The organism is Prevotella sp. Sow4_E9_plate (assembly GCF_052116205.1).
In the GTDB taxonomy this organism is placed as follows: domain Bacteria; phylum Bacteroidota; class Bacteroidia; order Bacteroidales; family Bacteroidaceae; genus Prevotella.
Map to the genome: position 1 here is coordinate 184,364 of NZ_JBQKLN010000002.1, position 22,567 is coordinate 206,930.

Consider the following 22,567-nt stretch of genomic DNA (forward strand, 5'->3'; position numbering starts at 1 on the left):
TCTTTGCAGCGGATAAAGGAAACTACTCCTTCTTCAGAAAAACAAGAATAGTAATAACAAGAATATTAACATCAAAACTGACAATATTATGGTTGAAGAGAAAAAATTTAGAGTAGAGTCTGACCTTTTAGGTGAACTCAAAGTTCCTGCTGGAGCACTTTATGGTATACAAACACAGCGCGGTATCAATAACTATCACATCTCACGCAAGACAATGTGCAGCTATCCTGACTTCATCATCGCTATCGCTTACGTGAAGTTGGCTGCTATCGAGACAAACCATACTCTCGGTGTTATCAATGATGAAATTTCAGGTGCAATCTCTCAGGCTTGCCGAGAAATCATCGAAGGCAAGTGGCACGAGAACTTCCCTATCGACATGGTACAGGGTGGTGCTGGTACATCTGTCAACATGAACGCCAACGAGGTAATCGCTAACCGTGCCCTCGAGATTATGGGTCACGAGAAGGCTGATTATCAGTTCTGCTCCCCTAACGACCATTGCAACTGCGGTCAGAGCACCAACGACGTTTACCCAACTTCTATCCGCCTGGCTTTGATTCGCATGAATACCCATCTGGTAGGTGCCTTGACTGGTTTGATCAGCGCATTCCGCTATAAGGCAGACGAATATGCAGACGTTATCAAGATGGGACGTACCCAGTTACAGGATGCTGTTCCTATGTCTTTCGGTCAAGAGTTCAATGCTTATGCCAACAACCTGGAGGAGGAAATCCTCAATTTGGAGCGTAACGTGAAACTCTTACACGAAATCAATATGGGTGGTACAGCCATCGGTACAGGTCTGAACGCTGTTCCTGGCTTCGCTAAGCTCTGCGCAGCTAACCTCAGCAAACTGACAGGCGAAAACTTCGAGACAGCAACCGACCTGGTAGAGGCTACACCTGATACAGGTGCTTACGTAAGCTACTCTTCTGCTTTGAAGCGCTTGTCTATCAAGTTGTCAAAGATTTGCAACGACCTCCGTCTGATGGCTTCCGGTCCTCGTTGCGGCTTGAATGAAATCAACCTTCCTCCTAAGGCACCAGGTTCTTCTATCATGCCAGGTAAGGTAAACCCAGTTATCCCTGAGGTAACTAACCAGGTTTGCTTCAAGGTAATCGGTAACGATGCTACCGTAAGCTTCGCAGCAGAGGCAGGACAGTTGGAGCTGAACGTAATGGAGCCAATCATCACAGAGAGCCTCTTCGAGAGCTTGACATGGTTGAAGAATGCTATCGAGACTTTGACATCTGAGTGTATCCTCGGCATCACAGTCAATAAGGAGCGTTGCTACGAAATGGTAAAGAACAGTATCGGTATCGTTACTGCCCTCAATCCTATCATCGGTTACAAGAAGAGTTCTAAGGTAGCTAAGGAAGCTCACGCAACCGGACGTTCGGTATACGATATCGTCATCGAGCAGGGCATTCTGAGCAAGGAAGAGCTTGACAAGGCGCTCGATCCTAAGGAGATGTTGCAGTCACACAAGTTTACGCTGAAATAAATTTTTCCATAACCAAGTCAGCTGATTAGTTGACAATACAAAAACCTGTAAGCGTATTCCTTTTTGGGAATAATGCTTACAGGCTTTTTTTATGCTATCATTCTAACATTTTATAATTGATTACGATACGCTAACGGGGTCATCCCGGCACGAATCTTAAAGAAATTCGTCATCGCACTCTGATCGCAGAAATTCAGATAGGTAGATATCTCTCCCAGCGACATATCCGTCTGGTGCAAGAGATTACATATCTCCTTGTAAAGTAAGGAAGAGATATGATCATTCACCGTAGTACCAGAGATCTCCTTTATCATTCTTGAAAGATAAGGAGCAGAAACATTCAACTTATCAGCATAAAAGCGAATCTGACGTTCTGTTCTGAAATGTCGATACAAAAGATGCAGAAATATCTCATAAACATCTTTCTTATGCTTCAAATCACGGGTGATGGTAACATTCTCGTAAGGTAATTCTGATACCAAAAGCTTTAAAACATTTACCATCGACTGTATCATCTCCACCTTATTGATATGTTGATGACGCACAATGTCGCCAATCATGTGGAAGATATCAAGTGCAGACTTCAGTTTGTCATCAGATAACTGATACACAACATCGGCCGCAATCTCCTCGTCCACAAAGATGATTTCGGCCTCAAAATCATCAGACATATCAGAAAAAGTAACGATATGCTTGGGTGATACGACCAGCAATTCGCTGGCCGAAAGCATTCTGTCGGATTTTTCCGTTTCAACCCCATGCTGAAGAATACCCATTCTGATACTTCCCCTATTCACCAACATCAGTTTAGTGAACAAGGTGCGCTCTAGAGCCATCTCTATAAAATCCTTTTCGCATAAATCGTCTATATGAATGTGTGAGGCATAAGCCCCATATATGCTTTCAAGATGGTGTCGAGCAGCAAACTCCTTTAAATTATATACTTGCTGCTTCATTAGACTCATATTTTTAGTTGGGCACAAATTTACTATTTTATTTTGAAAAGGACAATAGAAAAAGGGATAAAAAATGTGAAGAACTTGATATCCGAATGTTATCAACAATAGTTTTCTAACCAAATATCTGCTGAATATCAAAAAGTTAAGATAGTTATCCACACTTATCAACATCCTGTTGATAACTTTTATAAAGACATTTGTGGAAAAGTACAGAAAAGTTCAGAGCATAAAAAAGACACTAACTAAAAAGTTAGTGTCTCATGAAGTAGCGGGAGGGGGCCACGATCCCTCGACCTCCGGATTATGAATCCGACGCTCTAACCAGCTGAGCTATCCCGCCATCCTTACAAGTCATTTCTGATTTGCGGGTGCAAAGGTAATACATTTATTTGAATTGAACAAATTTTTTCGAAGAAATTTTCAAAAAAAAATGTTTTTTCTTATTTCACATCGCATTCATCACCTTTTTTCACCTATTATTAATATAAAAAAACGAAAAATGAAGAGATTCTTATTTTTTTGTGTTACCTTTGCACTCTGAAATAGTATGCACTTCATTCCAATTCATGGATAAAGGCACAGAACAACAATTATAAAAATGCTTAGAATTAAAAAATTAGACATATTCATCGCCAAGCAATTTGGCCTGCTCTTCCTGGGAACCTTCTTCATCTGCCAGTTTGTGCTGATGATGCAGTTCTTGTGGAGATACATTGATGACTTGATCGGCAAAGGACTCACGATTGACGTCATGGCACAGTTCTTCTGGTACATGGGACTCATGCTGGTTCCACAGGCTTTGCCATTGGCAATCCTCCTCGCCTCGCTCATGACTTTCGGAAACCTGGGCGAAAGTTCAGAGCTTACAGCCATCAAGGCTGCCGGCATTTCTTTGATGCAGGCGTTCCGGTCTCTCATCGTCATCACCTTCATCATCATGTTTGGCTCTTTCTATTTTCAGAACAACGTGGGGCCTGATTCCAACCAGAAACTTGCCCAACTGCTCATCTCCATGAAACAGAAGAGCCCGGAACTCGAAATTCCTGAAGGTATCTTCTATGATGGCATTCCTAACTGCAACCTCTATGTGCAGAAGAAAGACCTGAAGACAGGCAAACTCTACGGTATCATGATTTACCGTATGACCGACAGCTACGAAGATGCCGCCATCATCCTTGCCGACTCGGGTATGCTGCAAAGTACTGCAGAAAAAAAACACCTGGTGCTTAGTCTGTATAGCGGAGAATGGTTTGAGAATATGCAAAGCAGCGAATTGGGAAACAGTGCAGCTGTGCCTTATCGCCGAGAAACATTTGTATCCAAGAAAATCATTCTCGACTTTGACGGTGGCTTCAACTTGGCAGATGCTTCTTCTTTATCCAATAATGCAAAGGCAAAGAGTCTGTCCAAAATCAAACACGATGTAGACTCTATCAATCACACCTATGACTCCATCAGCAGAAGTTACCTGCAAGAATACAACGTCAGATACTACAATCTGGCACGACTTAACAACAAGGCTGATTCATTGAAGGCTATCAAGGAGGGTGACAAAGTCAACTTCGACACGATTTACAACAAACTGCCTAGCGACAGAAAGTTAATCGTAACCAACGATGCCTTGTCGACCGTACAGCAAGAGCTGTCGGATCTGGACTTCAAGTCGATGATGACCAGCGATGCCGACTATATTATCAGACAACACGATATCGAGGCAATCCGCAAGTTCACGCTCGCTCTCTCCTGCCTGATATTCTTCTTTATCGGTGCTCCATTAGGAGCCATCATCAGAAAGGGAGGATTGGGTATACCTGTCATCATCTCGGTATTGGTATTTATTGCCTTCTTCATCCTTGACAACACTGGATTCAGAATGGCACGAGGCGGAATGTGGGCAGTATGGTTCGGCATGGGACTTGCTCCTGCCGTTCTATCACCACTGGCAATCTTCGTGACTTACAAAGCCACCAACGATTCTGCCGTATTCAAGATAGAAGCATACCGCGATTTCTTCATGCATCTATTCGGCCTGCGAATGAAACGACACATCTTTGGTAAAGAAGTAATCATCGAAGACCCGGATTACCGGAAGGACGCAGAAGCTTTGGCACAAATCTCAAATGACATTACTATATATAATAAGGTGCAAAGACTGAGAAGACTGCCAAACTTCATCAACGTATTCTTCAAGTACCAGCCAGACCATGAGATAGAACGTATCAGTAACGAACTGGAGAAAATCATTGAAGACCTCAGCAACACGAAGGACAAATATCTTCTCCATTCCATAAACCAATACCCTATCCTGTCTACCAAGGCACATACCCGACCATTCGAAAAGAAATGGCTCAACATCACTGCAGCCATTCTCTTCCCAATCGGAACGGGACTGTATCTGAGAATGTGGCGTTTCAGAATGCGACTGTATCGCGACCTGAAGCTCATTCTTCAGACCAACGACAACATCATTAGAAGAATAAAAGAAATGTAACTATAAAAAAGTATCACAAACATGGGAGAATATAAGTTAAACAGCATCGAAGATGCAATCAAGGATTTCAAGGAAGGTAAATTTGTCATTGTTGTAGATGACGAAGATCGCGAAAACGAAGGCGACCTCATCATCGCTGCAGAAAAGATAGACGCAGAAAAGGTAAACTTCATGCTCAAAAATGCAAGAGGCGTACTTTGCGCACCTATCACCCTCAGTAGATGCGACGAACTCGACCTGCCTCATCAGGTTTCAGACAACACTTCCATGCTCGGTACTCCATTCACCGTAACCGTAGACAAGCTGGAGGGATGTACAACAGGAGTTTCTGCTCACGACCGCGCAGAGACCATCAAGGCGCTCGCTGATCCGGCATCAACCCCACAGACATTCGGCCGTCCTGGTCACATCAACCCACTCTATGCACAAGACAACGGTGTGTTGAGAAGAAGCGGACATACAGAAGCAGCCATTGACCTCTGCAGAATGGCAGGTCTCTACCCAGCAGGTGCACTCATGGAAATCATGAACGAAGATGGAACCATGGCACGACTTCCACAGTTGATGGAGATGGCAAAAGAATGGCACCTCAAGGTGATTTCCATTAAAGATATGATAGAATACCGCCTCAAGAAGGAATCACTCATCGAAGTGGGTGAAGAGGTGGATATGCCAACAGAATACGGCCACTTCCGCCTCATTCCTTTCCGTCAGGCTAGCAATGGACTCGAACACATGGCCCTTATCAAAGGCGAATGGAAGGAAGATGAACCTATCCTGGTTCGCGTTCATTCATCATGCGCTACCGGCGACATTCTGGGAAGCAAGCGATGCGATTGCGGACAGCAGCTGCACAAAGCTATGCAAGCCATCGAAAAAGCAGGCAAGGGTGTTGTTATCTATATGCAGCAGGAAGGACGAGGCATAGGACTCATGAACAAGATTGCCGCATATAAATTACAGGAAGAAGGATACGACACCGTAGACGCCAATACCCACCTTGGCTTCAAGCCAGACGAGCGCGACTACGGCTGCGGCGCACAGATGCTCCGCCACCTCGGCGTACACAAGATGAGATTGCTTACCAACAATCCCGTGAAACGTGTAGGACTGGAAGCATACGGCTTGGAAATTGTAGAAAACGTAGCTATCGAAGTAACACCAAACGAGTACAACGAACGTTATCTCAAGACCAAGAGAGACCGCATGGGGCACACTCTGCACCTCGGATAATGAAAATTATGTTATTATTTCGGTACAATACGTAAAATAATGCTCAATTTTCTTCCGAAAAAGAAATAATTTGCTTAATTTTGCACACGATAAACAAATAGTAAAAAAGAATTATGGCACAATTATCTGATCGTTTAAACAGATTGGCACCATCAGCAACACTGGCGATGTCACAGAAGAGTAGTGAAATGAAAGCTCAAGGTATTGATGTTATCAACATGAGCGTAGGTGAACCAGACTTCAACACTCCTGACAACATTAAACAGGCAGCAAAGAAAGCTATTGACGAGAATTTCTCCCGTTACTCACCAGTCCCTGGTTATCCAGACTTGCGAAAAGCGATTGTTGCCAAATTGAAAAACGAGAACGGCTTAGAATATACAACCAATGAGGTAATTGTAGGTACCGGCGGCAAGCAGTGTGTCTGCAACGCTGTCCTTGCTCTCGTTAATCCTGGCGACGAGGTTATCATCCCTGCTCCTTATTGGGTAAGCTACCCACAGATGGTAAAATTGGCAGGTGGTACACCTGTTATCGTAAACGCAGGATTCGACCAGGACTTCAAGATGACAGCGGAACAATTGGAAAATGCCATCACAGACAAGACCAAGATGCTCATCCTCTGCTCTCCAAGCAATCCTACTGGTAGCGTATATTCCAAGGAAGAATTGGCTGCATTGGCAGAAGTTCTCAGAAAGCACCCTGAGGTTTTCGTGTTGGCAGATGAAATCTACGAACACATTAATTATATAGGCAAGCACCACAGCATTGCTCAGGAACCAGGCATGAAGGAACAGGTCATCATTGCCAACGGTGTATCTAAAGCATACGCCATGACAGGATGGAGAATCGGTTTCCTGGCTGGTCCTGAATGGATCATCAAGGGCTGCAACAAGCTCCAGGGTCAATACACCAGTGGCACATGTTCTGTTAGCCAGAAGGCTGCAGAGGCTGCCTATACACTCGACCAGAGTGCAGTAGAAGAAATGCGCCAGGCATTTGAGCGCCGTCGCAATCTGATTGTAAAATTGGCAAAGGAAGTACCAGGACTCGAAGTCAACATGCCACAGGGAGCGTTCTATCTCTTCCCTAAGTGCAACAGCTATTTCGGCAAGAGCAACGGTACTCACACCATCAATAATTCTACAGACTTCGCCATGTATCTCTTGGAAGAGGCACATGTTGCTACTGTAGGCGGTGATGCATTTGGAGACCCAGACTGTTTCCGCATGAGTTATGCTACTAGCGATGAGAACATCGTTGAAGCAATCCGACGCATCAAGGAAGCTTTGGCTAAGCTCAAGTAAGAAGTGCAAAAAACGTCCAAATATTGGCAATTTTGTAAGAAAAAAGCGAGATATTGACAAAAAATGCGTCAATATCTCGTTAAAACTTCTTAATTAGGGTGATAGTTAACCAATAATTATTATCTTTGCCATTGGAATTTGAATAACCGACTGTGTTTCGTGACAACAACACATACAAGGTCTACAAAGCAACCAAGGAAACAAGAAAATATTAATAATTTATTAACTAATAATTTAAAAAAGTAAAATTATGGCAACTACAAAACAAGCAGCCCCAGCTAAGAAGTCTGAGGGCTTTCAGGGAGTAAGAGGCGCATTCTGGATCATCGTGGTTTGTGCTATCATCGCATTCACATTGTTCTTCACATGGTTCGGAAACGACATGCACTTCCAGGATCCAGGCATCCAGGATCACCCAGCAGACATTTGGGGTACAATTTACAAGGGTGGTGTTATCGTACCAGTTATCCACACTTTGTTGCTCACAGTGTTGGCTATGACAATCGAGCGTTGGTTGGCTCTTAAGACCGCTACAGGTACAGGTGCTCTTCCTAAGTTCGTTGCAAACATCAAGGCAGCTTTGAGCGCTAACGATTTCGCTAAGGCTGAGCAGCTCTGCAACAAGCAGCGCGGTACAGTAGCTAACGTTGTTTTGGCTTCTTTGAACGCTTACAAGTCTATGGAGTCTGGTGCTAACGCATCTTTGAAGAAGGCTCAGAAGGTAGCTAAGATCCAGCAGGCTCACGAGGAGGCAACTCAGTTGGAGATGCCAACTTTGACAATGAACTTGCCTATCATCGCTACAATCGTAACTCTCGGTACATTGACAGGTCTTCTCGGTACTGTAACCGGTATGATCAAGTCATTCCAGGCCATGGGTGAAGGTGGTGGCGCTGACTCAGCAGCACTTTCTGTAGGTATTTCTGAGGCGTTGATCAACACCGCATTCGGTATTTTGACATCTTGGTGTGCTGTAGTATCTTACAACACATTTACAAACAAGGTTGATAAGTTGACATACGCACTCGACGAGGTAGGTTACTCAATTGCTCAGACATACGAAGCTAACCACGCAGAAGAGGCTTAATTTTTGCTAACCCTTTAAAATTTTATCGCTATGGGTAAAGTAAAAATTAAGAAGAGTGACGTCTGGATCGATATGACTCCTATGTCAGACGTTATGACCCTGTTGCTTACCTTCTTCATGCTCACTTCTACATTCGTAAAGAATGAGCCTGTAAAGGTTAACACACCAGGATCTGTGTCTGAGATTAAGGTGCCAGAGAACGGCGTCTTGACTATCTTGGTAAGTCCTGAAAAGGACAAGGCTGGTAAACCAACCGGCGAGGGCCAAGTATTTATGAGTATTGATAATACCGATCAGTTGGGAGCAACACTGAGCACAATGACAGGCAACTTCGGCGTATCATTGACTCCTAAGCAGATTGAAACTTTCAAGAGCGAGGGTATGTTCGGTGTTTCTATGAGTGACATGAGCACTTACTTGTCTATGAACGCTGCAAAGCGTCCACAGTATCTCCAGACTAAGGGTATTCCTCTCGACAGTATCAAGGGTGGTATGAGCGAATTCCAGCAGTGGGTAGACGCTGCTCGTAACGTAAACGAGGACATCAAGATAGCCCTCAAGGCAGATGCTTCTACACCTTATAAAACAGTGAAGAGAGTGATGAACGAACTCCAGGACATGGATGAGAGTCATTACTATATGATTACACAGTTAAAACAACAGGGGGACGAATAAATGGCAAAGAAAGAAAGCAAACAAAAGAAAATGAATGTCCGCGTAGACTTTACGCCTATGGTGGATATGCTCATGCTTCTTATCACGTTCTTCATGCTGTGTACATCATTGAGCAAACCTCAGACAATGGAGCTGACTATGCCAAGTAATGATGACCAGCAACCAGAGGACAAGAGGAACGAGGCGAAAGCTTCTGAGACTATTACCCTCTATGTAACAGCTGACAACAAGATTTACTACGGTGCTGGTATCCCTCAATACAATGATCCTACATGGATCAAGGAAACAACATGGGGCAGCCAGGGAATCCGTAAGGTCTTGAGAGAGCACGCTACAGAGAATGGTACAAGACCAGTAGAAAGAATTTCGCTCGCTGTTAAGGAGTTGAACATGGATCGTCAGAAGAATCCTAAGCAGTATCCTGATAGCATCTATCAGAAGAAACTTAGTGATTTGAAGGCGGGTATTTTGAAGGATGGCAAGATTCCTACTCTTACCATCGTCATCAAGCCTACCGACAACGCTTCTTACAAGAATATGGTTGACGCTCTCGACGAAATGCAGATTTCAAACATTGGTACTTACGTCATCGATAAGATTAACGCAGACGACGAGAAACTTCTCAAGTCTAGAAACGTTAAGATGTAAGATGAGTAACAAACAATTTTAAACAAGAAAGAAATGGCAAAAATAGATCTTTACGATCCTAAATGGGTCGATATGGTTTTCGCCGGAAAGAACAAGGAGTATGGTGCATACCAGCTCCGTAAGGGTACTTCTGGTCGAAACATCAAGGCTCTTCTGATCTTGGTCATTGCTGCAGCTCTCGTGGGTGGATTCTTGGCTTGGAAAGTCATCGAACAGAAAAAGGCCGAAGAACAGCAGGCATATATGGAAGCTATGGAGTTGGCTAATCTCCAGAAGCAGGCTAAGAAGGAAGAAAAGAAGAAGGAGCAAGTGAAGCCAAAGATTGAACCAAAGAAGGAGATACCTGTGGCTCGCGAAACTCAGAAGTTTACTGCACCTGTCATCAAGAAGGATGAACTCGTAAAAGAGGAAAACCAGGTTAAGCAGATGGATAAACTGGACGATAAGGTAGCTGTAGGTTCTGAAGACAAGGAAGGTGTGAAGGACCGTACAGTGGAAGCTGTAAGAAGTGAGATTGCAGTAGCAGCCCCACCTCCACCACCAGCTCCAAAACCTGAGGTTGCAACTAAGGTCTTCGATGTTGTAGAGGAGATGCCTTCATTCCCTGGTGGAAATGCAGCTTTGATGTCTTACCTCAATAGCAATACAAAGTATCCTGTTGTAGCACAGGAAAATGGCGTACAGGGTCGTGTAATCATATCATTCGTGGTAGAGCGTGATGGTTCTATCTCTGATGTTAAGGTTGCACGCTCAGTTGACCCTTCACTCGACCGCGAGGCACAGCGTGTTGTTAAGAGCATGCCTAGATGGACTCCTGGTAAGCAGAATGGTCAGACTGTACGTGTTAAGTATACTGTACCAGTTGTATTTAGATTGCAGTAATAGAATGAAAAGAATATCTTATATTTATATAGGATTAACAGTACTATCAATGGCTTTCTTCTCGTCTTGCGGCGAGAAGAAAGCCAAAGATGGTAGAACTGACACTCCTACTTCAGGCACAATACAATTTGTGGCTGACGAAAGTTTGAGTCCTATCATTGAGGAAGAAAGGAGTCAATTTGAGTTTGAATTTCCAAAAGCCAAACTCAAAGCAAAATATACTGATGAAGTCACAGGACTTCAGATGATTAAAGATTTCAAAACAGCCCTATTATTCACAACAAGAAATTTGAAAGATAGTGAAATAGCATACTTGAAATCAAAAAGTAATGTTATTCCTTCTGTATTCCCTATCGGTTACGATGGTTTGGCATTCATTGTAAACAAGAACAATACGGATACTTGTATTACGGTAAATGAAATCAAGAACATCTTAACGGGAAAGGTTACAAAATGGAGTGATATTAGACCAGGCTCTAAAAGAGGTGATATCGAAGTCATTTTCGACAACACCCGATCAGCTACTACTAACTACGTGGTAGATTCTGTATTACATGGAGCTAAAATGGGAGCCAAAATCATGGCTGCCAAAACCAGTAAACAGGTGATTGACTTTGTTGATCAAAATCCTGGGTCTATTGGTGTGATTGGTTCTAATTGGTTAAATGATCGTAGAGATTCAACCAATACCACATTCAAAAAGAATATTCATGTCATGAGAGTATCCGTGAAAGATGAGGCAAAGCCTTCAAATAGCTGGCAACCTTATCAGGCATACTTGTTGGATGGAAGATATCCGTTCGTCAGAACTATATATGCTATTGTAGTAGACCCTCATAAGGCTTTGCCTTGGAGTTTTGCCAACTACATTTCCAACCCTAAAGGACAGCTTATTGTGTTCAAGTCGGGTTTACTGCCATACAGAGGTGACATCACTATAAGAACTGTTAACGTAAAACGGTAACAAGACAAGATAAAAAAAGCGAAGAAAATATACGATAAAATTAAAATAAAACTTACTAACTGGAGTCAAAGCATGTTTTGATAAAGGAAAGTATTTAAAAATAGAATTATGAAAGCAGTAAAATATTTAGTAGCAGGTTTGCTCGTCATGGGTTTGGCAGCTCCTGCAATGGCTCAGGATGTGAACTATAAGGATGCACTTAAGCCAATTGAGACTACATTGAAAGCAGGCAACGTTGATGCTAAAGAATTTGCTAAGGAAGTTAAGGCCTATCAGAAGACCTTCAAAAAAGATCCTAAGGCTCTTGTTGCATTAGGTAATGCCCTTGTTATCAACAAGCAGTATACTGAAGGCAATGCAGTAGCAGATGCTGTTATCGCTAAATTCAAGAATTATGGTGATGCATATATCTTGAAAGGTGATATCTTCGCTATGCAGGACAACGGTGGTGAGGCTGCTAGCTGGTACAAGCAGTGTATGATTATGGATCCAAAGAATCCTCAGGGTTATATCAGCTATGCTCGTGTATACCAGAAGATTGACCCAAATGGTAGCGCAGAAGCTTTGCAGAAATTGAAGACAATCAATCCTGACTATCCTGTAGAGGCAGAGACTGGTCATACATTCTATGCTAACGGTAACTATGAGAAGGCTTATGAGAATTTCTCAAAAGCAAAACATAGCACCATGGAAGAGTATATCTTCTATGAATACTGCTTCACTGCTTACATTTTGAACAAGAAGGATGAGGCACTTCAGTTGTGCAAAGAAGGTATGCAGAAATATCCAAAGGATACGGCATTCCAGATTTTGGCAATGCGTGCAGCTGTAGATACACAGAACTTCGAGGATGCATTGAATTATGCAACAGCTATCATCAACAACGCTGATGTAAAGAAGAACTCTAGCATCTATTCATACTACGGTTTGGCCCTTGCTGGCAACAAGCAGTATGATCAGGCTTTGGAGCAGTACAACAAGGCATTGGAAATGAATAAGGAAGACGTTAAGCCTTACCAGTACATTTCTGAAACATACAAGGCTATGGGCAACGAAGATAAGGCTATCGAGTTCGCTCAGACTTATATGGAGAAGAACCCTAACGCTGCTCCTTCTGACTTCGTTAAGATGGCTGAGATTTACAATGCTAAAGCTCAGAAGGGTGGCGCAGATAAGGCTGTATGGGTAGACAAGGCTATCGGTGTTTACAACATCTTCGCTGAAAAGTATCCACAGATTAAGGCATACGCTGACTTGCAGGCTGCTAACATCGCATTCCAGAATGAGTTGGACGACAAGGCTCTTGAGAACTATGAAAAGGTAATCAAGGAACTCGAAAGCAAGCAGTATGATGAGGATGAAAAGGGTTACTTGATGCAGGCATACAAGAATGCTGGTTACATCTACTGGGGTTCTAAGAATGACTTAGACACTGCTAGACCATACTTCGAGAAGTTGATTAAGCTCGATCCTAACAACTCTCTTGCAAAGAAGGCTTTGGGGCTTGAAGAGGAAGCAGCTCAGTAATATGAAATTTCTCAAGAGAATTCTTTAACAGAAATCTTGATTAGAAAAAATATAAGGCGGTGAAGTACTTAGCTTCATCGCCTTTTTACGTACATTAAACAGCAACATATAATTGTATATACCTCTATAAGAACGAGAAACAGCCGTTTTTCTACACAAAGCAAGGATAAAGGGTGAATCAAAGTCTATATAAAAGAAAAGAGCGATTCCAGAGGAACCGCTCTCAATGTTTTATGTAACTAAAAGTATCTATCCTTAAAAATTAAGGAAGACTAATTGCCTCATTAGGGCAAACATCTGCGCAAGTACCACACTCTGTGCAGAGGTCTGGGTTGATAGAATACTTCTCGCCCTCAGAGATTGCACCTGATGGGCACTCATCGATACATGTACCGCAAGCGATACAATCGTCACCAATTACGTATGCCATAATTCTTAATGTTTTATAATGTTAATAATATGTATTCGCATCAATAGTTTAATACCTAATTTTGATGGTGCAAAGATAATAATATTTTCCGGAATACCTACAAATAGGTATAAGTTTTTTAAGAGAAAACTTCAATTTATACATAATCGAAATAGAGAACAAAGCAATAAGTAGACTACTTATCCGTTAATAATAATATGAAAAGATTGATAATGACCATATTAGCAGTCATGACTATAAGCATAGTAATCATGGCACAAGAAAGGACTGTAGAAAACCGTCCTTATACTGATTTGCGCCCATTCCATTTTGGCGTTATGGTTGGAACCCACTTCCAAGATTTAGAATTTACGAATACAGGACTAACTTCTTATATAGATGCAGATGGTAATGAGAAGGAATCCAATGTTACGGTAGATCAAGACAGATGGGATGCGGGATTTACGGTAGGAGTTTTGGGAGAATTCCGCCTAAACAGCCACTTCCAGTTTCGTATTGCTCCGGCCATGTACTTCGGTACGAGACATCTCACATTCCATAATCTGATGGAAAAAGATGGTATAGGAAATCCCATAGAAGAAAAGCAGGAAATGAAAACGGCATATATTTCTTCAGCTTTTAACCTCATTTTTGGCGCACAAAGATTTAACAATCATCGACCTTACATCATGGCAGGATTGAATCCAATGATCAATCTTAGCGGAAACAACGATGATTACATCAAACTGAAGAAGTCTGAAATGTTCCTCGAAATTGGTGCCGGATGCGATTTCTACCTACCATTCTTTAAGCTCAGACCAGAACTTAAGTTCATGTATGGATTAACAGACTCATACGACAAGAATTATATCAATAAAGTGAAAGACAAAAGCATGTTGCCTTATACGAAGGCGGCAAAAAGTGCTCATAGCAAGATGATTGCATTGACTTTCTATTTTGAATAGAACGTAAGAAAAATAAAACAAAAGATAAACAAGAAGAGCTTGACTCCTACCCAAACGAGTCAAGCTCTTTTTATATATTTTCAAGAACAGATTACTCTACAATCTCCCACGAGAAGACACACCCATTTTTCATTCCTGCATCAGCACCCTGAAAATCAGCAGAGTAAGGACTACCATCCACAGGATTCTTGCCCACATAGCGTTGCGTTTTCAGAGAAAGAAGCATGCAGCGGTTATAAAGCATATCCTGCCATAAAAAATCCTCTGCCTTGGAAGAGTCGGAAGTCAGACGAACATCACCAGACAAACCAGCACCAGCAATATAAACATATCGTCCGTCAGCCGTCTTCAAAGCAATCTTTCCCTTACCTCTATCCTCCACAACAAACTTCACCTGATTTCTCATGTCCTTTCGGTTACCGGAACCATGCATCAATCCATGTCCGGTTGCATCCATCAGACTGGCATCAGCGAGATTAAAGAATCTTATGGTCTTGCCTATAGGCAGATTGTCTGTTCTGTCAGCCATCGGCTCCTCTACCTTGAAATCATCGAAATCAGCCACACCGCCATTCACATCCTTCTTATTGAAAGCATAAAGTGCCACACGTACCCCCTGGAAGGTCTTCAACTGATAAGGCGAAAGCATCTGCTCGCCGATATTCTCCCAGGTCTTGCCATCCAGAGAATAGGAATATTGCAACTGGCTCTTGTCATAATCACCCCAAAGGCGCAACCAAACTACCTTGCTTTTAGCCAACGGTTTCAACACTTCCTTGTTGGTATTCTGGTCATAACATCTCAAGTTCAACCCCTTATCCGTCTTGACAACGCCCAATGAAGCGTATGGCGTATTGATGGCACCCAAACCAGCCTCATCACCTACCTTCAAGCGGGATGCATCTAATTTAACAGAAGTATAAGAAACAGGTCCGATGGCACGCTGCGTCAATGTATTCTTTGCCCAAAGCAGTTGCTTGGCAGGCATGGAATGCAAACGGAGCCATCCCTTTCGCTCCTTATTCAGCGACCACATCTTGTCGTTCGGATTATGATTCCACTGCCAAACCGGCTTGAAAGTCTTGCCAGAGAAATCATCACATCTTTCGTATGGTGCCTGAGGTGCTTTTACCGCATCATTCGGTTTGAACCAGGTACGAGGCGAACGTCCCAGGTTCTTCTCCAATCCGAAATAAGGCCAGCCGTCAACCCAAGTGATAGGCGACAGGCATACGGTTCTGCCCACGGCATTGAAGTCTTGCATCGAAACGCCCCACCATTTCCCGTCAGGAGCCTGCACGATGCCACCCTGGTGAATCGTAGCACAGCCCAGATTCAAGCCATTTGGTTGGTTGTTTTGGAATTTGAAGCCATCTTCCGGCAAAGGACGACCGATGCCCATGTTACCTACGCTCCATCCCGCAGCATAACCATACGATTCTCTCTCGCTGATTACGCAGGTTTCGTAAGGTCCCCAGATACTCTTGCTTCGGGCACACTGCATACGACCCATCGGCGAATAATCAGCAGAGAGGATGTAGTACATACCATTGATTTTATAAACATGATGTCCCTCACCCATCGCATTGCCTTCCGGAATCACCACCTTGCTGCTGCCCTCTACCGGACCACTCAAATCGGGCTTCAACTCCGTAACGGTCACGTTGCCATACTTGTGCACGGCATAAATCTTGCCATCCTCATCGAAGAGCACAGAGAGGTCGTAGATATCACCATTAACTTTATGATGCGTCCAAGGTCCCTTGGCACTGTCCGAAATATACACCTGCAAACCATGTCCGTTGATGTTAGAGAAGATATAGAACTTGCCGTTATGATATCGGATGGCAGGCGCCCAGATACCCTGTCCGTAAGCCTCCTTGCCGTTTCTGAGATTGAAATCATCAGAATCATCGAATCGGTCGAAACAGTAGGAAGAAAATTCCCAATTCACAAGATCCTTGGAATGGAGAACCACCAGTCCCGGAACACTGTGCATCGTGGTACCCGCCAGATAGTAATCCTCCCCTACTCTGATAATATCAGGGTCAGAAAACTCATCATAAAACAAAGGGTTTGTAAAGGTACCATTACCATTATCAGCCGACCAAGACTTCCCTTTCAAAGTCTGTGTCAGAACATTCTTAGCTGCAGATTTTTTCTGCGCCGCAGCTCCCAAAGAACCGCTCAAAAAAGCGATGCAACAGGTTGCAAATAATAATTTCTTCATTCTCATTTATAGGTCTAAAAGATTATTATAAAAAATATTGCCACAAAAGTACGAATAATTATCCAACCAGAGGTGGACAAAATGATACTTTTATGGCAACAAATGTGATTTTAGGACATTATTTAATCAGATAAGCCTTTCCTGGTTCTGTTTCCAAGTCATATTCATATACGTCAGGAATAGGGACCTTCACTCCCTCTGCTATCCGATGCTGTTCCATTACAGGCTTCACTTCTGCAGATGCAAAAAGGATATTTGGACATTTTCCTTCTGCCTTCTTCAGTTTTTTCGCCTTCAGCGGTACGTATGAGCGAAGACGCAGGATGCCTCCAATGGTGGAGCGAATCTTCGCCTGCTTCAGTTTTCCATTCTTCCATTCCATGTCTACCACAAAACCGCCACGGGCACGAAGTCCTTTTACGCATCCCTCTTTCCAGGCATCAGGCAAGGCAGGCAAGAGATGCACGGCTCCATCATGGCTCTGCAGGAGCATCTCTGCGATGCCGGCTGTTACTCCGAAGTTACCATCAATCTGGAATGGTGGATGGGCATCGAAGAGATTCGGATAGGTTCTGCCATCAGGATACTCCTTTGCCTGCGCATCAGATGGCAACAGGCGAAGCATATTGCTGATGATTCTGAAAGCATGATTGCCATCTAGCATGCGTGCCCAGAAGTTCGTCTTCCAACCTAGACTCCAGCCCGTAGCCTGGTCGCCACGATGCTTCAGAGTGGTGGCTGCGGCATGGAACAGTTCCGGATGAGAAAAAGGTGAAATCTGATTGGATGGATACAATCCATAGAGATGCGAAATATGGCGATGCTCATTCTTCGGATCATCCGCATCCACAAGCCACTCCTGCAACTGTCCGTACTTTCCTAACTGCATTGGCGGAATCTGAGAAATCAGCTGCTGCATCGCCTTGCGTTCAGCCTCATCAACACCCAATATTTCAGAAGCCTTCACGGCACTGGTCAGGGCATCGAAGGCTATCTGGTTATCCATCGTGCAACCTGCCGTTACGGCAGTTCTCTTACCCATAGGTCCCTGTTCCGGACTCACCGACGGCACAGTTACCTTCCATTCGGTGCCCGGCAACTTCTGCATATAGTCGAGATAGAACTCAGCGGCACCTTTTATTACCGGATACCACTGCTTGAGGAAAGCCTTGTCGCCCGTATAGAGATAATGCTGCCAGAGATGGGTGGTGAGCCAGGCTCCACCATTCGGGAACATGCCCCACTGCGCACCATCCACCGGACCCGCTATGCGCCAGATATCGGTGTTATGATGTGCCATCCAGCCACGGCAACCATACATTTCCCTAGCCGTCTGTGCTCCCGTTACACTCAAATCCTTAATCAGCGAATAAAGAGGCTCCGTGGTGTTACTGAGATTCGTTACCTCGGCAGGCCAGTAGTTCATCTCCGTATTGATGTTGATGGTATATTTACTGTCCCAAGGCGCATTTTTGCTGTTGTTCCAAACACCCTGCAGGTTTGCCGCCTGTCCACCTGGCTGTGAAGAGGAGATGAGCAGATAGCGACCGTAATTATACATCAGCGCTACCATCGCCATATCCTTGCTGCCTGCAAATTTCTCCAGGCGCTGATTGGTAGGCAACGAAGCATTGGCATCGGTTGGCAGAACCAGGGAAGAAGTAGCGAACTGCTTCTGGTAAGCCTCCACATGGCGTTTCTCCAACTGTGCATAGCTCATCAGTTTCACCTTATTTATATAGTCAGCATTGCGCTGGGCTGCATTGCCCGACACATCGTGATAGTTCACAAAATTGGTGGCAGCACTCACGATGATGGTTGCCTCGGTACCATCCGCCCTTACATCTGCCACACATTCGGCAGCGAGAGCTGCCTTGATGCCTTCCTGATCTTGTCCCTTCACCTTCAGCATAACCCCTGAAGACGTTTTCTGAGTCTGATGTTCAAAAGGCGAATCCAGGGTAACATCGATATTCAAAGCCCCCTTTCTGCTCGCCTTGATGTGGCAAACGATAACGCCATCAGCCAGCGAAGCAAAGGTGGTGCGGGTATATCTTACGCCATCCATCACGAAAGAAGTCGTGGCAATCGCCTTCTTCAAATCCAGGTTGCGCACAAACTGCTCAGCCTTTCCCTGATTCTTCATGCTGATATGCAGATTTGCCATCGGCAGGAAGCGCATGCCATGAGGACCTGGGATGAAAGTCTGGTTGATGAGAGCCGCTGCCTCCTCTTCCCTGCCATTGAAGATGAGTTCCCTCACCTTTGGCAGATTCTCCAGGGATTTCCTGCTATTGTTGTTATGGGGACCGCCACTCCAGAAAGTCTCCTCATTCAACTGGATATTCTCATCCGTGGTTCCGCCATACACCATACCTCCCAGATGTGAGTTTCCGATAGGCAGAGCCTCCAGCCACTGCTGGGCTGGGGCGTTATACCAAAGTCGAGTACTATTATCTGTGCAACTTGTCTTAGCCATCATCTCTATCGGAAACAATAGTCCCAAGACCCAAGCCCCCAAAATCATCTTATTTCTGTTCATAAAATCAGCATTGATTAGTTATTAAAAACGGCACAAAGATAAGGAAACTTTTTGATTTTCCTTCACTTTGTGCCGTTAAAATTTAAAAAAGCTCAAACTTTAAACCTATTTTCTTTTAGAATACTCAAAAGAATCAACATCTATATATCCGCCAGCAGCCTTTGTGGCATAGTTATAGATGGCAATACGGGTGCCCATGAAGAAGCGGCGATAATCATACTGCATCTTGAAATCCTTGATGGCAGGAATCCAGGTCTTGCCGTCTATACTATATAATAAGGTGGCGAGATCCTGATGAAGACGGAAATCGCAGCTCATCTTCAGATAGATGATGCTTGATTTCGTTGCCTTATCCTGCTTCAGATTCAAAGGCTGGCGATACACCTCCTCACGCTTCACATCGGTCACAGCCTTTTCCTTTTCAGTCAAAGCTACACTCTCCTTGGTACCTACCACAAAGAGTTTCTTGCCTTCCCTTACGATAGAAAGCAGGGCTGCATCACCCTGGAAGGCTGACAGACCAGCCACATCGCCATCCTTCATCTTGCTTACATCCATCTTGATGATTCCCTCGCAAGCAGGTCCCTCGGTACGGGTACTGATGGTATTAGGAGCCAGGAAGATATTAGGAACGATACGGGATGTCTTCAGGCGGAGCCAGCCCTTGCGCTCTTTGAGCGACCAGGCATTATCCACAGGATTGTGGTTCCACTGCCACTGCAGTTCCAGTTTATCCTTCGAGAAATCGTCGCTATACACGAGTCCCTTGCCATCGTAGCCCAGCACAGGCTTCTGCATCTCGGCAGGAATATTGCCCTTCTCATCGGTCAGCATAGGCCATCCGTCCTTCCAGGTACATGGCTCCAGCGTGAGCACTCTGCCCACACCACCACGGTCTTGGAATACGATGCCATACCAGTTGCCATCCTTATCATCTACAATCGTACCTTGTCCCACGCCGTTGAATCCGGCAAACTCCGTTTCCAGAATCACCTTCTTTTCGTAAGGACCCGTTATCTTATCAGCACGATAACAAACCTCACGACGAGGATGTCCCTGTGGCCACGAAATCATCAGGAGATAATACTTGCCGTTGTGCTTGATCATGCGGGAGCCTTCGAGCAAACCCGTTTCATCAGCATCACGCTCAAAGAGTTTACGATGGCTGCCAGGCACTACATTAGTTAAGTCTGCATTCAGCTGCACCATCTCTCCTGTACCATAAACCACATACGCCTTGTCATCATCATCAAAGAAGAGAGCGGCATCATGGAAATGCTGCAAACGGCTGTGGATAGTCCATTTTCCCTCAATATCATCGGCTGTACAGATATAAGTCTCTCCACCAGGATTATCATTCGGAGCAAAGAGCGCATAGAACTTGCCACGATGATACTGCAGCGAAGTGGCCCACTGACCACGACCATACACCGTACCCTCCTTCATGTCATACTTAGGCGAATCGGTAAGTTTAGGGAAGATATAGTTCACGGTTTCCCAGTTCACCAGATCCTTCGATTTCATGATAGGCGCACCCGGCATCAGATGCATGGTGGTGCTTACCATATAGAAGCTGTCACCCACACGGATTACATCCACATCAGGCACATCAGCCCAAACCACAGGATTGGCGAAATTCTTCTCAAACTTCCACCAGTCGAAATTGAAGAGTTTGCTTCCCTTCAATCCCTTGAACACGAAGTATATATCATGCTTTCCTGTCACTTTCTTTAGCATTTGTGCCGAGAAAGTCTTCCACTTTTCCCAGCCACCCGTCTTGGTAACATCAAGTTTTGCCACCAGTTCGCCATCTTCCTTATCGAGATGAACCTCCAATGAACCGCCGAGCGAAGAGCACGCTGCAGAGATGGCAAATGCATCCGGACTTTCATTTCCGAAATCCACCTCGCGCACCTTGATATAATCGCCTGTATGAATTTCAGAGATATAAACACCCGTATCGTCGGTCTGCTCCGACTTCACTCCCTTAGAGAAAGCGATGGTTTCTGCTTCCTGGCGCTTGTAAGGATTGAGGGTTGCGATAGGAGCCACTCCTTCCTGAGTATGGTGGATAATTGGGAATGTGCCGTCGGCATTGTATTTGAATTCTTCCACAGCCACGCTGCGTCCGAATCCGCCACCCAGTTTACCCGTATGATAGAAGAAATAAGACTTGCCCTTGAAGTCGGTCACACCGCAATGGTTAGTAAAGGAACCCGTATCTTCCAATGGCATGATTTCGCCCATATACTTCCATGGTCCGAAAGGCTTCTTGCTCATGGAATAAGCAATATGCTCAGGCACTCCACCTGCAGCATAAAGCATATAATAGTTCTTGCCACGCTTCATGAACCAAGGTCCCTCTGTGTAGCAATCCTTATATTTTCGGGTAGAATCACGCTTCTCCACGTCAGGCGAACCGAATCCCTCCTCAGTCATCACGATTCTGCCCACTTCACGCTTTTCATCAACAGCTGACTTAGCATCTATACCACCCTTGAAGCTGATCATATCTTCATTCAGTTTGGCATAGTAAAGATGCGGATTACCCCAATAGAGATAAGCCTGACCATCCTCATCCATCCAAACCGTTGGGTCGATATTGTCCCAACTTCCATTATCGAAAAGCGGTTTGCCCAGCGCATCCTTGAACGGACCGGTAGGAGAATCTGCCACAGCTACGCCGATAGCCATTCCGCCCGTCAGTTTAGAGTGCGCACAGATATACCAGTAATACTTACCATTACGTTCGATGGTCTGTGCTGCCCAGGCACGGTCGTCTGCCCAGGAAAAAGAACTGAGGTCGAGCGGAGAACCATGGTCTGTCCAATTCACCATATCCTTGGTGGAATACACACGCCATTCGTTCATCCAGAAGAAGTCAGCCTTATCTTCATCATGACCGGTATATACATAGAGACGGTCTCCGACAACCAGAGGTGCTGGGTCGGAAGTTAACTGTGTTTGCACGATTGGGTTCTGTGCATAGGTAGCCCCCTGCATGGCAAGCAGCCATGCGCTTATCAGTAACGGCTTTTTGCTAGTCCAAATTTTCTTTGTATTCATCATTATGATTGTTTATTCGTTTAACGCTGCAAAATTACGAAAAAACAATCATAATGACTTTATCGAATGTTTCAA

Annotated in this window: 16 protein-coding genes and 1 tRNA gene; 11 read left to right on the forward strand and 6 right to left on the reverse strand. The window is 44.4% G+C overall.

The features are described from left to right. Window positions 1-88 precede the first annotated feature (88 nt). A complete protein-coding gene (locus tag ACTQ53_RS01640) occupies window positions 89-1,507 on the forward strand; it encodes an aspartate ammonia-lyase (RefSeq protein ID WP_441931783.1) in 1,419 nt (472 codons plus the stop codon). Window positions 1,508-1,617: 110 nt separating this feature from the next. Here the strand turns inward: ACTQ53_RS01640 and ACTQ53_RS01645 are convergent, their stop codons facing one another. After that, a complete protein-coding gene (locus tag ACTQ53_RS01645) occupies window positions 1,618-2,472 on the reverse strand; it encodes a helix-turn-helix domain-containing protein (protein WP_441931784.1) in 855 nt (284 codons plus the stop codon). Window positions 2,473-2,732: 260 nt separating this feature from the next. Next, window positions 2,733-2,806 (reverse strand) — tRNA-Met (locus tag ACTQ53_RS01650). 258 nt (window positions 2,807-3,064) lie between these two features. Here ACTQ53_RS01650 and ACTQ53_RS01655 point away from each other — a divergent pair. The 9 genes from ACTQ53_RS01655 (at window position 3,065) to ACTQ53_RS01695 (ending at window position 13,280) form a co-directional block, all read left to right on the forward strand. After that, window positions 3,065-4,957: an LptF/LptG family permease gene (locus ACTQ53_RS01655; protein WP_441931785.1), complete on the forward strand. Its 1,893-nt coding sequence runs from the start codon at window positions 3,065-3,067 to the stop codon at window positions 4,955-4,957. Between the two features lie 21 nt (window positions 4,958-4,978). Continuing rightward, complete coding sequence (locus ACTQ53_RS01660) at window positions 4,979-6,190, forward strand: bifunctional 3,4-dihydroxy-2-butanone-4-phosphate synthase/GTP cyclohydrolase II (protein ID WP_153124579.1); 1,212 nt, start codon at window positions 4,979-4,981, stop codon at window positions 6,188-6,190. A 113-nt stretch (window positions 6,191-6,303) separates the two neighbouring features. Beyond that, entirely contained in the window at window positions 6,304-7,497 is a 1,194-nt protein-coding gene (locus ACTQ53_RS01665; RefSeq protein ID WP_264950796.1) for a pyridoxal phosphate-dependent aminotransferase, read from the forward strand. A 250-nt stretch (window positions 7,498-7,747) separates the two neighbouring features. Further along, the gene (locus ACTQ53_RS01670; protein WP_294970700.1) at window positions 7,748-8,584 is read left to right on the forward strand and encodes a MotA/TolQ/ExbB proton channel family protein; all 837 of its coding nucleotides are present in this window, start codon (window positions 7,748-7,750) and stop codon (window positions 8,582-8,584) included. Between the two features lie 30 nt (window positions 8,585-8,614). Continuing rightward, on the forward strand, window positions 8,615-9,259 hold the full coding sequence (locus ACTQ53_RS01675; RefSeq protein ID WP_294970702.1) for an ExbD/TolR family protein: 645 nt from the start codon (window positions 8,615-8,617) through the stop codon (window positions 9,257-9,259). Further along, entirely contained in the window at window positions 9,260-9,907 is a 648-nt protein-coding gene (locus ACTQ53_RS01680; RefSeq protein WP_293630521.1) for an ExbD/TolR family protein, read from the forward strand. It begins immediately after the preceding gene. Window positions 9,908-9,940: 33 nt separating this feature from the next. Continuing rightward, window positions 9,941-10,789 carry an energy transducer TonB gene (locus ACTQ53_RS01685; RefSeq protein WP_294970704.1) on the forward strand — a complete coding sequence of 283 codons (849 nt, stop codon included), beginning with the start codon at window positions 9,941-9,943 and terminating at the stop codon, window positions 10,787-10,789. Between the two features lie 4 nt (window positions 10,790-10,793). Further along, complete coding sequence (locus ACTQ53_RS01690) at window positions 10,794-11,753, forward strand: substrate-binding domain-containing protein (protein ID WP_294970706.1); 960 nt, start codon at window positions 10,794-10,796, stop codon at window positions 11,751-11,753. Between the two features lie 108 nt (window positions 11,754-11,861). Next, a complete protein-coding gene (locus ACTQ53_RS01695; protein ID WP_441931788.1) occupies window positions 11,862-13,280 on the forward strand; it encodes a tetratricopeptide repeat protein in 1,419 nt (472 codons plus the stop codon). A 262-nt stretch (window positions 13,281-13,542) separates the two neighbouring features. Here the strand turns inward: ACTQ53_RS01695 and ACTQ53_RS01700 are convergent, their stop codons facing one another. After that, window positions 13,543-13,710 carry a 4Fe-4S binding protein gene (locus ACTQ53_RS01700; protein ID WP_006849139.1) on the reverse strand — a complete coding sequence of 56 codons (168 nt, stop codon included), beginning with the start codon at window positions 13,708-13,710 and terminating at the stop codon, window positions 13,543-13,545. Between the two features lie 197 nt (window positions 13,711-13,907). Between ACTQ53_RS01700 and porT the strand changes: the two genes are divergently transcribed. Then, window positions 13,908-14,654 carry a type IX secretion/gliding motility protein PorT/SprT gene (gene porT, locus ACTQ53_RS01705; RefSeq protein ID WP_218416888.1) on the forward strand — a complete coding sequence of 249 codons (747 nt, stop codon included), beginning with the start codon at window positions 13,908-13,910 and terminating at the stop codon, window positions 14,652-14,654. Window positions 14,655-14,745: 91 nt separating this feature from the next. On the opposite strand, the gene ACTQ53_RS01710 is transcribed toward porT, so the two are convergent. The 3 genes from ACTQ53_RS01710 to ACTQ53_RS01720 all read right to left on the reverse strand — a co-directional run bounded on the left by ACTQ53_RS01710 (window position 14,746) and on the right by ACTQ53_RS01720 (window position 22,492). Then, window positions 14,746-16,884 (reverse strand): family 43 glycosylhydrolase, encoded by a 2,139-nt coding sequence (locus ACTQ53_RS01710; RefSeq protein ID WP_441931790.1) that lies wholly within the window; start codon window positions 16,882-16,884, stop codon window positions 14,746-14,748. 118 nt (window positions 16,885-17,002) lie between these two features. Further along, entirely contained in the window at window positions 17,003-19,426 is a 2,424-nt protein-coding gene (locus ACTQ53_RS01715) for a glycosyl hydrolase family 95 catalytic domain-containing protein (protein ID WP_441931792.1), read from the reverse strand. Between the two features lie 105 nt (window positions 19,427-19,531). Continuing rightward, window positions 19,532-22,492 carry a family 43 glycosylhydrolase gene (locus tag ACTQ53_RS01720; RefSeq protein WP_441931801.1) on the reverse strand — a complete coding sequence of 987 codons (2,961 nt, stop codon included), beginning with the start codon at window positions 22,490-22,492 and terminating at the stop codon, window positions 19,532-19,534. Window positions 22,493-22,567: the final 75 nt, after the last annotated feature.

Coding starts and splice junctions, on each gene's coding strand:
- ACTQ53_RS01640 (WP_441931783.1), top strand. CDS start 89: ATGGTTGAAGAGAAAAAATTTAGAGTAGAGTCTGACCTTTTAGGTGAA.
- ACTQ53_RS01645 (WP_441931784.1), bottom strand. CDS start 2,472: ATGAGTCTAATGAAGCAGCAAGTATATAATTTAAAGGAGTTTGCTGCT.
- ACTQ53_RS01655 (WP_441931785.1), top strand. CDS start 3,065: ATGCTTAGAATTAAAAAATTAGACATATTCATCGCCAAGCAATTTGGC.
- ACTQ53_RS01660 (WP_153124579.1), top strand. CDS start 4,979: ATGGGAGAATATAAGTTAAACAGCATCGAAGATGCAATCAAGGATTTC.
- ACTQ53_RS01665 (WP_264950796.1), top strand. CDS start 6,304: ATGGCACAATTATCTGATCGTTTAAACAGATTGGCACCATCAGCAACA.
- ACTQ53_RS01670 (WP_294970700.1), top strand. CDS start 7,748: ATGGCAACTACAAAACAAGCAGCCCCAGCTAAGAAGTCTGAGGGCTTT.
- ACTQ53_RS01675 (WP_294970702.1), top strand. CDS start 8,615: ATGGGTAAAGTAAAAATTAAGAAGAGTGACGTCTGGATCGATATGACT.
- ACTQ53_RS01680 (WP_293630521.1), top strand. CDS start 9,260: ATGGCAAAGAAAGAAAGCAAACAAAAGAAAATGAATGTCCGCGTAGAC.
- ACTQ53_RS01685 (WP_294970704.1), top strand. CDS start 9,941: ATGGCAAAAATAGATCTTTACGATCCTAAATGGGTCGATATGGTTTTC.
- ACTQ53_RS01690 (WP_294970706.1), top strand. CDS start 10,794: ATGAAAAGAATATCTTATATTTATATAGGATTAACAGTACTATCAATG.
- ACTQ53_RS01695 (WP_441931788.1), top strand. CDS start 11,862: ATGAAAGCAGTAAAATATTTAGTAGCAGGTTTGCTCGTCATGGGTTTG.
- ACTQ53_RS01700 (WP_006849139.1), bottom strand. CDS start 13,710: ATGGCATACGTAATTGGTGACGATTGTATCGCTTGCGGTACATGTATC.
- porT (WP_218416888.1), top strand. CDS start 13,908: ATGAAAAGATTGATAATGACCATATTAGCAGTCATGACTATAAGCATA.
- ACTQ53_RS01710 (WP_441931790.1), bottom strand. CDS start 16,884: ATGAAGAAATTATTATTTGCAACCTGTTGCATCGCTTTTTTGAGCGGT.
- ACTQ53_RS01715 (WP_441931792.1), bottom strand. CDS start 19,426: ATGAACAGAAATAAGATGATTTTGGGGGCTTGGGTCTTGGGACTATTG.
- ACTQ53_RS01720 (WP_441931801.1), bottom strand. CDS start 22,492: ATGAATACAAAGAAAATTTGGACTAGCAAAAAGCCGTTACTGATAAGC.